16 protein-coding genes and 1 pseudogene are annotated in these 13,121 nt (G+C 67.5%); 8 read left to right on the top strand and 9 right to left on the bottom strand.

Annotation, left to right across the window (positions count from 1 at the left end):
• Positions 1-118, bottom strand: a 118-nt coding sequence (locus tag J3476_RS06590; RefSeq protein WP_207065701.1) for an NAD-dependent epimerase/dehydratase family protein, incomplete at its 3' end; no start/stop codon positions are given.
• A 72-nt stretch (positions 119-190) separates the two neighbouring features.
• Here J3476_RS06590 and J3476_RS06585 point away from each other — a divergent pair.
• The 3 genes from J3476_RS06585 to J3476_RS06575 all read left to right on the top strand — a co-directional run bounded on the left by J3476_RS06585 (position 191) and on the right by J3476_RS06575 (position 3,180).
• On the top strand, positions 191-661 hold the full coding sequence (locus J3476_RS06585; protein ID WP_207065695.1) for a MarR family winged helix-turn-helix transcriptional regulator: 471 nt from the start codon (positions 191-193) through the stop codon (positions 659-661).
• A 613-nt stretch (positions 662-1,274) separates the two neighbouring features.
• Positions 1,275-1,502: a hypothetical protein gene (locus tag J3476_RS06580; RefSeq protein ID WP_286182674.1), complete on the top strand. Its 228-nt coding sequence runs from the start codon at positions 1,275-1,277 to the stop codon at positions 1,500-1,502.
• Positions 1,503-1,593: 91 nt separating this feature from the next.
• Positions 1,594-3,180, top strand: a complete 1,587-nt coding sequence (locus tag J3476_RS06575) for an HNH endonuclease signature motif containing protein (protein ID WP_207065694.1) — start codon at positions 1,594-1,596, stop codon at positions 3,178-3,180.
• A gap of 210 nt (positions 3,181-3,390) precedes the next feature.
• Here the strand turns inward: J3476_RS06575 and J3476_RS06570 are convergent, their stop codons facing one another.
• From J3476_RS06570 to J3476_RS06545, 6 genes are all read right to left on the bottom strand, one after another.
• Positions 3,391-4,044 (bottom strand): SRPBCC family protein, encoded by a 654-nt coding sequence (locus J3476_RS06570; protein ID WP_207065700.1) that lies wholly within the window; start codon positions 4,042-4,044, stop codon positions 3,391-3,393.
• Positions 4,041-4,403: a helix-turn-helix transcriptional regulator gene (locus J3476_RS06565; protein ID WP_207065693.1), complete on the bottom strand. Its 363-nt coding sequence runs from the start codon at positions 4,401-4,403 to the stop codon at positions 4,041-4,043. Before J3476_RS06565 ends, J3476_RS06570 begins: the two co-directional genes overlap by 4 nt.
• A 115-nt stretch (positions 4,404-4,518) precedes the next feature.
• Positions 4,519-4,995, bottom strand: a complete 477-nt coding sequence (rnhA, locus tag J3476_RS06560) for a ribonuclease HI (protein WP_207065692.1) — start codon at positions 4,993-4,995, stop codon at positions 4,519-4,521.
• Between the two features lie 114 nt (positions 4,996-5,109).
• Positions 5,110-5,841 (bottom strand): glyoxalase, encoded by a 732-nt coding sequence (locus J3476_RS06555; RefSeq protein ID WP_207065691.1) that lies wholly within the window; start codon positions 5,839-5,841, stop codon positions 5,110-5,112.
• A 15-nt stretch (positions 5,842-5,856) separates the two neighbouring features.
• Positions 5,857-7,077 (bottom strand): MFS transporter, encoded by a 1,221-nt coding sequence (locus tag J3476_RS06550; RefSeq protein ID WP_207065690.1) that lies wholly within the window; start codon positions 7,075-7,077, stop codon positions 5,857-5,859.
• Positions 7,074-7,727: a ketohydroxyglutarate aldolase gene (locus J3476_RS06545; protein ID WP_207065689.1), complete on the bottom strand. Its 654-nt coding sequence runs from the start codon at positions 7,725-7,727 to the stop codon at positions 7,074-7,076. The genes J3476_RS06550 and J3476_RS06545 overlap by 4 nt, the downstream gene beginning before the upstream one ends.
• A gap of 105 nt (positions 7,728-7,832) precedes the next feature.
• On the opposite strand from J3476_RS06545, the gene J3476_RS06540 reads away from it, so the two are divergent.
• The gene (locus J3476_RS06540) at positions 7,833-9,020 is read left to right on the top strand and encodes an ROK family transcriptional regulator (RefSeq protein WP_207065688.1); all 1,188 of its coding nucleotides are present in this window, start codon (positions 7,833-7,835) and stop codon (positions 9,018-9,020) included.
• Here J3476_RS06540 and J3476_RS06535 read toward each other — a convergent pair.
• Together J3476_RS06535 and J3476_RS06530 are read right to left on the bottom strand one after the other, a co-directional pair.
• Positions 9,004-9,870, bottom strand: a complete 867-nt coding sequence (locus tag J3476_RS06535) for an LLM class flavin-dependent oxidoreductase (protein WP_207065687.1) — start codon at positions 9,868-9,870, stop codon at positions 9,004-9,006. The genes J3476_RS06540 and J3476_RS06535 overlap by 17 nt on opposite strands.
• Positions 9,871-10,019: 149 nt before the next feature.
• A complete protein-coding gene (locus J3476_RS06530) occupies positions 10,020-10,781 on the bottom strand; it encodes an SDR family oxidoreductase (protein ID WP_207065686.1) in 762 nt (253 codons plus the stop codon).
• Between the two features lie 217 nt (positions 10,782-10,998).
• Here J3476_RS06530 and J3476_RS06525 point away from each other — a divergent pair, with 217 nt between their 5' ends.
• The 4 genes and pseudogenes from J3476_RS06525 to J3476_RS06515 all read left to right on the top strand — a co-directional run bounded on the left by J3476_RS06525 (position 10,999) and on the right by J3476_RS06515 (position 13,068).
• Positions 10,999-11,382, top strand: a complete 384-nt coding sequence (locus tag J3476_RS06525) for a phage holin family protein (RefSeq protein WP_207065685.1) — start codon at positions 10,999-11,001, stop codon at positions 11,380-11,382.
• A gap of 4 nt (positions 11,383-11,386) precedes the next feature.
• Positions 11,387-11,629 (top strand): annotated as a pseudogene (locus tag J3476_RS27845) (DNA-formamidopyrimidine glycosylase family protein); the annotation flags it as partial.
• Between the two features lie 165 nt (positions 11,630-11,794).
• A complete protein-coding gene (locus J3476_RS27840; protein WP_286182677.1) occupies positions 11,795-12,268 on the top strand; it encodes a zinc finger domain-containing protein in 474 nt (157 codons plus the stop codon).
• A gap of 47 nt (positions 12,269-12,315) precedes the next feature.
• Positions 12,316-13,068: an SDR family oxidoreductase gene (locus J3476_RS06515; RefSeq protein ID WP_207065683.1), complete on the top strand. Its 753-nt coding sequence runs from the start codon at positions 12,316-12,318 to the stop codon at positions 13,066-13,068.
• The last annotated feature ends 53 nt before the right edge of the window (positions 13,069-13,121 follow it).

Below are 13,121 nucleotides of genomic sequence, written 5' to 3'. Positions count from 1 at the left end.
CGAGGTCGGCGGCGCTGTCTGTGCGGGCGAGCGCGCGCACTTCATGGCCCGCACGGACAAGTCGCCTGACCAGGTGCTGGCCGACGAATCCGCTGCCGCCCGTGACGAATATCTGCATCTGCGTCTCCATTCATTCTACGTCGAATCATTTGATATCAAACTATATGGGCACTGATAGTATCTCGTCAACGTGAAAGAGGCGACGGGTGGACGCGCTGCGTCAGGTGAGTCGGCGCAGCGCGCTGGGCGCCTGGCCGACGTGTTCGGACGCGCAGGAAAATCGGTGGTGCGCGCATTCGATGACCGCCTGGGGGAGCGCGGCGTCTCGACCCCGCGATCCAAACTGCTTGCCGAAGTGGCCCGCATGCAGCCGGTACGGCTCGCGGATCTGGCCAGGGAAGTCGGAATCAGCCAGGGTACTGCGTCGACGCTGGTGGAGGCTCTGGTGCGCGATGGGCTGGTCGCCCGCGGCGTCGACGACAACGACCGGCGCGCGATACGCCTGACGACCACGGCCGCGGGGGAGGAGCAAGCGCGAAGCTGGCTGCGTGACTACGTCGTCGTCGCGGGGGAGGTCTTCGGCTGCCTCAGCAGCGAGGAACAAAGCCAGCTGATCCGACTGCTCGATCGGATCGCCGAGTCCCTGAACCCCCCGGCGTAGTCGAGGGGAAGTGGCTGCCCGCGGGCGATTCGTCACGCTGAGGTCCGCGTCCTGGGCGCTGGTCTGCGCAGCGGTCATTCCAACCTCGTGGAATGCGATGTACTCCCGCGCTGCACCTTCGTCAGCGTCGGGGAGTGAGTGAGCTAGACGGGATTCTCTGACACGAAGCAACGTATCGAATCATTGATCTCGCTGGCACGTTCGATCGGCAGGGCATGAGAGTTGTACGGCCACAGGCGATATTGCCAGCCGGGGACCACGGACCATATTCGATGAACGCCGGTGGCCGAATCGTGGACAGTATTGCCGGCCAGAAGAACCTGGACCGGTAGGTGGAGCGAGCGCAACGCACGATCGCTGATGAGACGCGCCGTCGGTGTCCGTATCGGTGGCGCGTAATGCGCGAATCCGGCTCCGAACAGCTCCGCAAGTGCGGGATGGCCAGTGATCCAGTGGGCTGCACGTCGGGCTCGCGGGGTGTTCGGTCGCCCTTGGAGGGCTAGGCTCATCCAGAACCGCGCTGACAGCCGCGGACCGACCCCTATTCACCGTCACCGCGAAGCCACGCCGGCCTTCGCCGGCGCCGGAAACCCTTCCACAGGGCACCTGCGTCATGACGCTCAACACTGCCGGAACCTTCTTGCTCGCCGGAGTCCGCTACAAAGTCGACGGAGGGCTCGCCTGCCAGGAAGTCCTCGTCGTGACCGACGGCGACCACATCACCGTGGCCGACCTCGACGGCGAAGTCCTCATCGAGCACACACGTCCCGCACCTGGGGTCAGATGCGTCGGCAACGGCCGACCACGCGGCCCACGCCCCAAACCGTCACCGAAGTCCTAACACATCAACTGTTACCGATGTCCTGATACAGAACTGTCACCGATCTCCTGATACATCACAGAATCGGAGCTCCGTTTTTGTCGGTGGTCGAATGTATGTTCGAGTCATGTCCGGTGTGGTCTTGTCAGAGGCGGTCGCAGCGGTGCGCGCCGCGGTCGACGCCGCGGCCGGTGCTGGGGTGGATCTGCTGGGTCGCGCGGATCTGGTCGACGCCCTGGATGAGCTCGAGGTGGTGTGGTGTCAGCTGCCGGCGCTGCGGAACCGGTTGTTGGCGCGTCTGCAGGTCGAGACCACCGCGAAGGAGATGGGCGCCAAATCGTGGAACCAGGTGCTATCGGTGCGGTGGCGGATCTCCACCGCCGAGGCGGGGCGGCGGTTGGGTGAGGCGGCGCTGCTGGGGCCGCGGCAGTCGCTCGTCGGGGAAACCCTGCCACCGGTGCTGCCGGCGACCGCGGCCGCGCAGGCCCAGGGTGCGATCAACACTGAGCATGTGGTGGTGATCGCCAAGGCGGTGGCCAAGCTGCCCGGTTTCGTCGACGCCGGCACCCGTGAGGAGTTCGAAACCGATCTGGTGCGCCTGGCGGCCGGGGCCAGTCCCAAAGATGTCAGCGACGCCGCGGAGTTGGCGTTGTTCCTGCTCGACCAGGACGGCCCCGAACCCGACGACACCGAACGCGCCCGCCGCCGCGGCATCTCCAAGGGGCGACAGCGTGGCGATGCGATGACCCCGATCAGCGGGGAGCTGACCCCCGAAGCGTGGGCGCTGATGGAGGCGATCTTCGCCAAGTACGCCGCCCCGGGCATGTGTAACCCCGACGACCCCGAACCGTGTGTCTCCGGCACGCCCTCGCAGGCTCAGATCGATGCTGATCACCGCAGCCTGGCTCAACGCCAACACGATGCGCTGGTCGCGGTGTTGCGGATCGCGCTGATGAGCGGTCAGCTCGGACAGCTCAACGGGTTGCCGGTGTCGGTGATCATCCGCACCACCCTGCAAGATCTGGAATCCCGGGCCGGGATCGGAGTCACCGGTGGGGGCACCCGCCTCCCGATCGCCGAGGTGATCCGCCTGGCCGCCCACGCCCATCACAGCCTGGCGGTGTTCGACAAGGCCACCGGATCGGCGCTGGCACTGTTTCGGGCCCGCCGGGTCGCCTCCCCAGCACAGCGGATCATGCTGATCGCCCGCGACGGGGGCTGCACCAAACCCGGCTGCACGGTGGGCGCCTACGGCAGCCAAGCCCATCACGTCGTCGCCGACTGGACCGACGGCGGCAACACCAACGTCGACGAACTCGGCCTGGCCTGTGGACCCGACAACCGCGCCGTCGGCCCCGGCGGCTGGAGCACCCGGATGAACGAACGCGGCGAAGTCGAATGGATCCCCCCACCACCGCTGGACACCGGCCAAACCCGCATCAACACCTACCACCGCCCCGAACGACTCCTCCGACCCCCCGACCAGGAGCCGACCTGCAGCCCAGACGCCGGCCTGCAGAGCGACGGCGGGGCCGCCGAATCCACCCCGAGCAGTCACCACGACCAGCCCGGCGAAACCCCGCGGGTCGACGACGAACCCAGCAGCCCAGGCGACCCCGGCGAACCTGACAAACCCGACGAATCCAGTAACTCCGGCCAACCCGGCGGACCCGCACCCCCCGACGGGCAAGCCGCCTGACCGCCGTAGTGCCTCACCGCTGACAGTTCTAGCGCTGCACGGCCGAATAGCCGCGCGGCTCGAGAGCCGAACAGCCGCAAGGCTTCAAGGCCGAACCGCGGAAGCGGACTCGTCTTTGGACGATGCCCATCATCGCCGAGCAGCCTGTCTGGTGTACGGGTTCTCCCGCAGCCGCGGCGGGCAGCCGCGGGAAAGTGCAGTGCAGTGCCACTAGCCGCCGTGCTGCGGAGGTGGGTCACCGCGATAGAACGCGATGGTGTTGTCGGCGGCGCGGCGCGCGACCGGGGCATCCTCGCCCGAGGCCACCTGCGCCGCGTACCAACCTTCGCCGGCATCACGGATGTACTCTCTGCCGGCTCCGGTTGTTGCCCACTGCTCTTCCTTGAACTCCTCCGGCACCGAATCGCCGGTCTCGAGGTGAATGGCCAAGCCCAGCAGCGCCAGATCCCACCCGAGGCCGACGGCGCCGGGCCCGTACTGGGGCCACATCTCGTCACCGACCAAGGAAATGTGGTCCAGCTGCATTCGCGACTGCTCGGGGCCCTCCTCGACGATCCGCAACTCGATCCAGCTGACGCCGCCGCCGAACTCCCATGTGGCGGTGAAGGTGCGCGGCGGGTCGCAGGTGAGGATCGTGCCGGAGGCATTGCCCTCGACTTGGTACTTCCCTCCCAGGCTCAGGTCACCGTGAACCGGCGCAAACCATCTCGGCAGTCTTTCGGCGTTGGTGCACGCATCCCAGAGGTCGGCCGCGTCGGTGGAGTAGCTGCGGCTCAGCGTGACGACGTGGGCCTCGCCGGCATCGAGGGTCCGGCTGCCGACCGTACGCTGCACCGCGTTGACGTGGTGGTTGACGTCCATCAGTCCTGTCTCCCTTGATCGTTGATGTGCTCACCCATGCGTCGCTGCCGCTTGCCGCGGGCGACCTCGGTATCCAGGGCGTCCAGCCGGGGCGCCCAGAACCTGCGGAAGCGGTTCAACCATTCATCGACGTGCTGCAGCGCCGATGGATCGACGGCATACAGTCGCCGCTGCCCCTCGGGCCGTACCGTAGTGAAACCGTTGTCCCGCAGCACCTTCAGATGCTGAGAGACAGCCGGCTGGCTGATGTCGAACTCGCCTCGAATCGTCTCGGTGATGGCACCGGCCGACTGCTCACCATCGACGAGTAATTCCAGAATCCGCCGCCGCACCGGGTCGCCCAGGACGTCGAACGCGTGCACGGACCAGAAGTTACAGCCACAGCTTATATAAGTCAAGGTTGATACGAATTGCTATAGCCGATTCATAAAAGACCACCAGGCACGACCACCAAGCAGGTTTGGGCCCTCGCGAAGGTCAGCCGGCTACAGCTGATCCTTCCAGCGCCTCCCGCAAGCCGCGGGTGGCCAACGCGTCGGCCAACTCATTGTCGTCGACGCCTGAGTGTCCCTTGACCCAGAACCACTCGACGCGGTGTCGCGCGCAGGCCGTCTGAAGGCGCTGCCAGAGGTCGACGTTCTTGACCGGTTGCTTCGACGCGGTCACCCATCCGTTGCGCTGCCAGCCCAGCACCCATTTGGTGATGCCGTTCCGGACGTAGGTGCTGTCGGTGTAGAGGTGCACGACGACGGGTCTCGTGAGTGCCTCCAGCGCCATGATCGGCGCGGTCAATTCCATCCGGTTGTTGCTCGTGGATGCCGGCTCGCCGCCGTACAGCTCGCGGACGTGGTGGCGTTGACGCAGCACCGCGCCCCAGCCGCCGGGGCCGGGATTGGGGCGGCACCCGCCGTCGGTGTGAATGACCACGACGTCGTCATCGGCGGGGGCAGGCATGCGCCGAGAATAGGCGACCCCAGCGTTGGGACTGCGGTAGCAGCGCCGAAGTTCGAGTAGATGTCGCCGTCAGCGCATTCTCAACGCAATGGAGACACGTAAGCAGGCAGCTGGTCAGTGCCTCGCCGAGATCATCGCCGTGCGGACCGAGATGTCGAGTTCGCGGTGCCGCACCGTGGTGATCCGCCGCCCCGGTTGCACCGCGGGCTTCACCGCGGCGGTGTGCTCGCCGAAGAACTCAGCGGTGGCGTCGATGTCCGCGGTGACATAGGTGATGCCCCAGAGTGTCGATGGGCCGTCGCCGGCAGCAGCTGGTGCGCCGACGACCTCGACGATCACCTCACCGAGCCGAAAGAAGATCTGCCGGATCGGCTGACCGCCGAGTTCTCCGCGGCGCTCCCGGCGAGGGCGTTCGCCGAACGCCGCCATGGCCGCCACGGTGCGATCGGGGTCCGGTGACAGGAGCACGACATGGTCGATCGCGATGACACCGTTGGGATGCTCGGCAGGCGCCGCCCGAGGGGCGTGCGTGGGCGTGCTTGCCGCCGCCGGGTTGACGTCCGCCAGCGCCGCTGAGCTGACATCCGTTGACGTGCTTGCCGCCGCCGCACAGCCGTCCGAGCGCACAGTGACGATGCCGTCGAGCTCGCCGGAGAACCCGGCAGGCAGCCCGCCCAACGACCAGCCGACGATTCCGCTGCCGTGGTGCGGGCCGACCAGTCGGATACGGACGCCGCCGACTCGGCAGCACGGTACGGCGTCACCGGCGGAATCGACGGTGAAGCCCGCTCGCGCCCAGGCGTCTGGTGCGTCGGCGACCTGGATCTCGTCGACAGTGAGGGTCATGGTGTGCGGACCACTCTAGGACGCGGAGGTCCTCCGCTGCAGCACCACCGAAACCGTCAGCACCATCAGGCCGGCCAGGGCGAGCAGCGCGCCTGCCGCGGCGGGGGCGGTATATCCCAGCCCGGCGGCGATCACGAGACCGCCCACCCAGGCACCCGTGGCATTGCCGATGTTGAGAGCCGAATGGTTCAGCGCCGCGGCCAGCGTCTGCGCGTCGTGAGCGACATCCATGAGCCGGGTCTGCAGTGCCGGTGCCACGGCCGAACCCGCGGCGCCGACGGCGAACAGCACCGGCAGCGCCGTCCATGGACTGTGTGCGGCGAAGACGAACACCGCCAGTGCGGTACCGAGCGCGCTCATCGACAGGTACAGCGCGCGGACGACCGACCCGTCAGCGAGCCGACCACCGACGAGATTGCCGACGACCATGCCCAGGCCGAACACCATGAGCGCGACCGGAACCAGCGTGCGGGACAGTCCCGCCACATCGGTCATCGTGGTGGCGATGTAGGTGTACACGGCGAACATGCCGCCGAAGCCGATCATGCCCACCAGCAGCGCCAGCCACACCTGAGGGCGCCGAAGTGCGCCGAGCTCGGTGAGCGGGCTGGTCGAGCGCATCGTGTGCAGGTGCCGCGGCAGCCAACACCACAACGCGGTCAGCGTGACCACGCCGATTGCCACGACGAGGCCGAACGCGGCACGCCAGCCCAGGGCCTGGCCGAGCCAGGACGCGGTGGGCACGCCGAGCACGGTCGCGATCGTCAAACCCGACATCACATGCGCGACTGCTTTGGCTCGGTTCTGGGGGCCCATCAGGTGGGCAGCCACCAGTGCGGCGACCCCGAAATAGGCACCGTGCGGAAGTCCGGCGAGGAAACGGGCGGCGATGAGAGTGCCATAGGAGGGTGCGAAGACGCTGGCGAGGTTGCCCAGCGTGAACACCGCCATCAACGCGAGCAGGAGCGTGCGGCGCGGCATCCGTGCGGTCAGGGCCGCAATCAGCGGTGCACCAACGACCACGCCGAGCGCGTACGCCGAGATCACATGCCCGGCTACGGGTTCGGAGACGCCCAACCCCGTGGCGATGTCCGGCAGCAGGCCCATCGACACGAATTCGGTGGTGCCGATGCCGAATCCACCCAGAGCCAGTGCGACGACGGCCAGCCAGCGCACCACCGGGTCGGGGGCGACGACCGACAGGGAGCCCGCAGGCCGGTCGAGTGTCGCGGTCACAGGGCGCGGACGGTGGTGACTGTCGGCGTAGACAATTTCAGGGCAACCTCGGCCAACCGCTGGATTCGGTCCCAGTCCCGCCGCCGGACGGCGTCGACGGGGGCCACCCAGGCCGCGGCAACGCATCCCACGTTGGGTGAGCTGAGATAGCGAGGCAGATCACCGGGGCTGATCCCGTCGGCCGCACAGAACCGCGCGGCCGGCGCGAAGGCGGCCAATGTCTTGAGCTGGCGAATCCCCCCGGCGGCGCCGGCCGAGTTCAACACCATGTCGGTGTAGCCGTCGTCGAGCAATTCCATGGCCTGCAGGGCGTTGGAGACGCCCGGCAGGTGCGGCAGTTCCGTGGCTCGCATCGCGTCGCGCATCGGCGCGTGCCCGACACCGGCGACCAGGAATTCGGCACCTGCGTCGCGCGCCCGGGCAGGCTGATCCAGATCGGTGACCGCGGCTGCGCCGACGATGATCTCCGGTGTCTCTGCGGCGATCCGCTCGATGGCTGCATAGCCGACAGGGTTGTCCAGGGAGACCAGGATCAGCGGTACCGCTGACCGTTCGATGGCACGGGCGACCGGTACCGCATCAGCGGCGTCGGCCAGCGAGATGACCGGCATCACCGTGGAGAGGTCCAGTAGCGAACGGGGCTCCTTCATTTGTCTTAATGTAGTACTCATGTCTTAATGTAGTACTCAGTAATGTCCTTCTCAACGCGACTTATGTACTTGAAATGCCTAAGTCGGAGTCGATAGGGTGCGGCCATGGGACTCGACCGATCGTCGTCCGCATGGTCGGTCGGTGAGTTGTATGCGCTGATCAGGCGTAACGCGGGCCTCAGCAGGCCCGAGCTGGGAAAGCTGACGGGGTTGTCCCGCACGGCCGTGTCGGCGCGGGTGAGGGAACTCACCGCGCTGGGGCTCGTCAACGAAGGTGATCAAGCCCCGTCGACCGGTGGGCGACCGGCCGGGCTGGTGTCGTTCAATGCCTCCGCCGGTGTCGTGTTGACCGCGGCTCTCGGCGGAAGTCGGGTCCGCTTGGCGGCGTGCGATCTGGCTGGTGAGCCGCTCGCGTCGGCCGACATCGATCGGGAACCCGGCTTCGGGCCCGAGGATCTCATGCCCGACGTCGTCGCGTGCCTCGGCCAACTTCTCGCGAAGTCGGGGCACTCGCCGGCCCGCGTCTTCGGTGTCGGCTTGAGCCTGCCCGGGACGGTCGACCCGCGGCGTGGTTGCAGTGCCGACTCCCCGGTGCTGAGCGGGTGGGACGGGGTGCCGCTGGTGCCCTACATCCGTGCGCTGACCGACGCCCCGGTGGTCGTCGACAACGATGCCAACGTCATCGCGCTGGCCGAATGGCGATCCGGGGCGGGGCGTGGGTCCGACGATGTGCTCGTCATCAAGGCCTCGACCGGCCTGGGCGCGGGCATCATCGCCGGCGGTGCATTGCAGCGCGGCGCGATGAGGGCAGCGGGCGAGTTCGGCCACAACAAGACCACCGCAGCTGCCGGGAAAGCCTGTCGCTGCGGTGATGTCGGGTGTCTGGAGGCGGTCGCCGGCGGATGGGCGCTGGTTCGCACGTTGGCAGAGAGCGGCCAGGCGGTACACAATCTGCGTGACGTCGTCGTGCTGGCTCACGGTGGAGACGCGTTGGCGCGCAGACTCATCCGCGGCGCCGGTCGGCATGTGGGGGAAGTGCTTGCCGCAGCGGTCAACATGCTCAACCCGGCGACGCTGATCGTCGCCGGTGATGTCGCGGGCGCCTATGACATCTTCGTCGCCGGACTGCGGGAAACGTTGTACGGCAACGCAACGGCGCTCGCAACCCGGTCTCTGCACATCGCGCCGTCAGCGCTCGGCGATCGAGGCGGGGTGCTGGGCACCGCCATGACGGTGCTCGACCACGTGCTCGGGCCGCGCGCCGTCGACGCGATGGTCACACCTTCGCGATGACGTTCTCGGCGAACATCTCCAGATTGCGGATCTTGTCGTCGAGCGGCTCGGTGTCCTGGCCGGTGATGTAGGGAATCCGGAAGCCGACGATGACGTCGGTGACGCCCTTGTCCTCCAACCGCTTGATGCCGTCGGGGGTGTAGGCATCGATCGAGATCACATGGATCTGATAGGGCCCGGTGCGTCCCTCCTCCTCGCGGAACGCGGCGAGCTTCTTCAGCAGCGCATCGAGTTCCTCGGGGTCTCCACCACCGTGCATCCACCCGTCGTTGCGCGCTGCCCGGCGCAGCGCGGCGTCGGCGTGCCCGCCGATCAGAATCGGAACAGGCTGGGAGGGCGCGGGTGTCATCTTCGTCTTGGGGATGTCGTAGAAGTCGCCGTGGTACTCGAAGTACTCCCCGGAGGTGAGTCCCCGGATGATGTCGATGCACTCGTCCATCCGCTTGCCGCGGCGGGCGTAGGGGACGTTCATCAACTCGTAGTCCTCGGGCCAGGGGCTGGTTCCGACGCCCAGGCCCAGCCGGTTGTCGAACAGGGCGGCCAGCGACCCCGCCTGCTTGGCCACCAGAGCTGGCGGCCGGATCGGCAGCTTGAGCACGAAGTGGTTGAAGTGCAGTCGTGTCGTGACCGCGCACAGCGCCGCCGTCAGCACGAACGATTCGATGAAGGCCTTGTTCTCGAGGAACTCGCGGCTGCCGTCCGGGGTGTAGGGGTATGTCGAGTCGGACTCGAACGGATAGGCGACGCTGTCGGGAATCGTCATGGCGTGGTAGCCGGCGGCCTCGGCGGCTTTGGCCAACGGGATGTAGAACGTCGGGTCGGTCATCGCCTCGGCGTAGGTGAATCGCATGACAGCCGATATTAGAACGTGTTCTAGTCCCGGGGGTGGGATCGGGCAGAGCGAATCCGGCGGCGCAGGCGGGCGGCAGGTTGGCGCTGGGGGCGGAACCGTCGCGCGGGCGGGCGGCAGGTTGGCGCTAGGGGGCGACACATCGGCCGCTAGGTGATGCTCACCCCACCGTCGACGACGATCGTCTGACCGGTGACGTACCCTCCGGCCGGCGACGCCAGCCACACCAGGGTGGCCGCCAGCTCGGCCGGGTCGCCGGTGCGCCCGAGGACGGACCGTTCGATGACGCTTTCCAGGTAGCCCGGCTTGTACTGGTCGGTCATCTCGGACTGGAAGAAGCCCGGTGCAATCGCGTTGACCCGGATGCCCTTTCGCGTTCCCCACTGCTGTGCGAGGTCGCGGGTGAGTCCGGCGATCGCGGCCTTGCTGGCGCTGTAGGCCGCCTGCGGCAGACCCGCGGTCGTGATGCCGAGGACGCTCGAGATGTTGATCACCGAGCTGCCGGGCTGCATGACCCGTCCGCATGCCTGCGCCGCCCAGTACGACCCGTTGAGGTTGATGTCGACGACCGCCCTGAACTCCTCGGGCGTCTCCCGAGTCGCCGGTACCGCGGTGCCGACGCCCGCATTGTTGACCAGGACGTCGACGCGGCCGAACTCCGTCATCGCGGCGTCGACCATCGCCTGGCAGTCGGCGGGTTCGGAGACGTCGGTGGCGACAGCCAGGGCGCGGCGGCCGGCGGCGCGCACCAGCTCGCAGGTCTCCTGCAGCTTGTCCACCCGCCGGGCGGCGAGCACAAGGTCGGCGCCCGCTTCGGCGCAGGCCTGTGCGAACGAGACGCCGAGCCCGGAAGAGGCGCCGGTGACGATGACGACCTTGTCATCGAGGCGGAAGGAGTCGAGTACGGACATGACCGTCATTCGATCAAACGGTCCCGCACGCCCGGTGAGAGGGTTCGTCCCCTACCGGATGCCGTCCCGTTCCGTGAGCGGGCGAGTTGGCACCCGCACCCTCGTCCGTGAGCGCACGCCGTCCCGGTCGGTGAGGGGGCGTGTTGGCGCCCGACACTCCGGGGCGCGGGCGTGCAACAGCGCACGTTCGCGGCCGCGGGAAGGCAGTATTTCCGCCATGGGTCCGTTTCTGTTGCGCGCCGCGCTCACCGGGGTCGCGCTGTGGGTGGTGACGCTCATCGTGCCGGGCATCGCGTTCGTCGGTGGTGACTCCACGATCGCCCGGGTGGGGGTCATCTTCGTCGTCGCGGTGGTGTTCGGTCTGGTCAATGCGGTGATCAAACCCGTGGTGCAGATCGTGTCGATCCCGCTGTACATCCTCACACTGGGTCTCATCCACGTCGTGATCAATGCGTTCATGCTCTGGATCACCGCGTGGATCACCGAGCACACGACCCACTGGGGGTTGGCCATCGACCAGTTCTGGTGGACGGCGATCTGGGCCGCGATCGTGCTGTCGATCGTCTCGTGGGTGCTGTCGCTGGTCGTCAGGGCAGACTGAACTCATGCCTGAACTGCCCGAGGTCGAAGCGCTCGCCGACCACCTGCGTCGCCACGCGGTCGGGTTGACCGTCGGCCGCGTCGACGTGGGAGCGCTGTCCGTGCTCAAGACGTTCGATCCGCCGGTGTCGGCGCTGGCCGGTCAACCGGTCACGGCGGCGAACCGGTGGGGCAAGTACCTCGGTATGCAGGCCGGCGAGCTTCATCTCATCACGCACCTGTCGCGGGCCGGATGGTTGCGCTGGTCGGACAAGCTCAGCGCGGCGCCGCTCAAGCCGGGCAAGGGGCCGATTGCGTTGCGGGTGCACCTGAGCAAGCCGGGCGGGGACGACGCCGGGACTGGCGGGGTCGGCTTCGACCTGACCGAGGCCGGCACCCAGAAGCGTCTCGCGGTCTGGCTGGTCACCGATCCGATGGCCGTGCCCCAGATCGCGGCCCTCGGCCCGGATGCGCTGACGCTGGACCCGCAGGGTCTGGCCGAGGCGCTCACCGGCAACACCGGCCGGATCAAGACCGTCATCACTGATCAGAAGGTGATCGCCGGGATCGGCAACGCATACAGCGACGAAATCCTGCACGTGGCGCGGCTCTCGCCGTTCGCGACGGCCAACAAGCTCACCGACGCGCAATTGGCGGCCCTGCACGACGCGATGATCTCGGTGCTGACCGACGCGGTGACCAGGTCCGTGGGTCAGCAGGCCGCCACGCTGAAGGGGGAGAAGCGTGCGGGCCTGCGCGTGCACGCCCGAACCGGCCTGCCATGCCCGGTGTGCGGCGACACTGTGCGTGAGGTGTCGTTTGCCGACAAGTCGTTCCAGTACTGCCCGACCTGTCAGACTGGTGGCAAGATCCTCGCCGATCGGCGCATGTCCAAACTGCTGAAGTAGCGTAGAGGGCGTCGGAGCGACTTGTTCAACCAAGTTATTCTGCTGGCATGACTCGGCAGAAGATCCTGATCACCGGCGCCAGCAGCGGACTCGGCGCCGGGATGGCGCGCCAGTTCGCGGCCAAGGGGCGGGACCTGGCCCTGTGCGCCCGGCGCCTGGACAACCTCGACGAGCTCAAGGCCGAGTTGACGGCTCGCCACCCCGAGATCACGGTGGCCATCGCAGCGCTCGACGTCAACGACCACGATCAGGTTCCCAAGGTCTTCGCGGAGCTGTCCGAGGAGATCGGCGGCCTCGACTGCGTCATCGTCAACGCCGGTATCGGCAAGGGTTACCCACTCGGCGGCGGCAAGCTCTGGGCCAACAAGGCCACGATCGAGACCAATCTGGTTGCCGCGCTGGTGCAGATCGAGACGGCGCTGGAGATGTTCAAGGCGTCGGGCCACGGGCATCTGGTGCTGGTGTCCTCGGTGCTGGGCAATGTCGGCGTCCCCGGGGTCAAGGCTGCGTATTCGGCCAGCAAGGCCGGCGTGACGTCGCTGGGTCAGTCGTTGCGTGCGGAGTATCCGTCGTCTGGCCCGATCAAGGTCACGGTGTTGGAGCCGGGCTACATCGAGTCGGAGATGACTGCGAAGTCGAACTCCACCATGCTCATGGTGGACAACGAGACCGGCGTGAAGGCGATGGTGGAGGCCATCGAGAAGGAGAAGGGCCGTGCCGTCGTTCCGGCCTGGCCGTGGTGGCCGCTGGTCGAGGTGATGAAGCTGCTGCCGCCACGCCTCACGAAGCGCTTCGCCTGACCGGCTTTTCCAGCTGGAGTTGTCTTCGCGAACGCGCGTGTCCGCACGCTGCC

The organism is Mycobacterium sp. PO1 (genome assembly GCF_017312405.1).
Taxonomy (GTDB): domain Bacteria; phylum Actinomycetota; class Actinomycetes; order Mycobacteriales; family Mycobacteriaceae; genus Mycobacterium.
The sequence above is the reverse complement of the archived record's forward strand: the minus strand, read 5'-3'. Positions and strand labels throughout refer to the sequence as shown.

Excerpts from the sequence above, each read along its gene's own strand:
- J3476_RS06580 (WP_286182674.1), top strand. The coding sequence starts at position 1,275 with ATGACGCTCAACACTGCCGGAACCTTCTTGCTCGCCGGAGTCCGCTAC.
- J3476_RS06575 (WP_207065694.1), top strand. The coding sequence starts at position 1,594 with ATGTATGTTCGAGTCATGTCCGGTGTGGTCTTGTCAGAGGCGGTCGCA.
- rnhA (WP_207065692.1), bottom strand. The coding sequence starts at position 4,995 with ATGCCTGCCCCCGCCGATGACGACGTCGTGGTCATTCACACCGACGGC.
- J3476_RS06555 (WP_207065691.1), bottom strand. The coding sequence starts at position 5,841 with ATGACCCTCACTGTCGACGAGATCCAGGTCGCCGACGCACCAGACGCC.
- J3476_RS06545 (WP_207065689.1), bottom strand. The coding sequence starts at position 7,727 with ATGAAGGAGCCCCGTTCGCTACTGGACCTCTCCACGGTGATGCCGGTC.
- J3476_RS06540 (WP_207065688.1), top strand. The coding sequence starts at position 7,833 with ATGGGACTCGACCGATCGTCGTCCGCATGGTCGGTCGGTGAGTTGTAT.
- J3476_RS06535 (WP_207065687.1), bottom strand. The coding sequence starts at position 9,870 with ATGCGATTCACCTACGCCGAGGCGATGACCGACCCGACGTTCTACATC.
- J3476_RS06530 (WP_207065686.1), bottom strand. The coding sequence starts at position 10,781 with ATGTCCGTACTCGACTCCTTCCGCCTCGATGACAAGGTCGTCATCGTC.
- J3476_RS06525 (WP_207065685.1), top strand. The coding sequence starts at position 10,999 with ATGGGTCCGTTTCTGTTGCGCGCCGCGCTCACCGGGGTCGCGCTGTGG.
- J3476_RS27840 (WP_286182677.1), top strand. The coding sequence starts at position 11,795 with ATGGCCGTGCCCCAGATCGCGGCCCTCGGCCCGGATGCGCTGACGCTG.
- J3476_RS06515 (WP_207065683.1), top strand. The coding sequence starts at position 12,316 with ATGACTCGGCAGAAGATCCTGATCACCGGCGCCAGCAGCGGACTCGGC.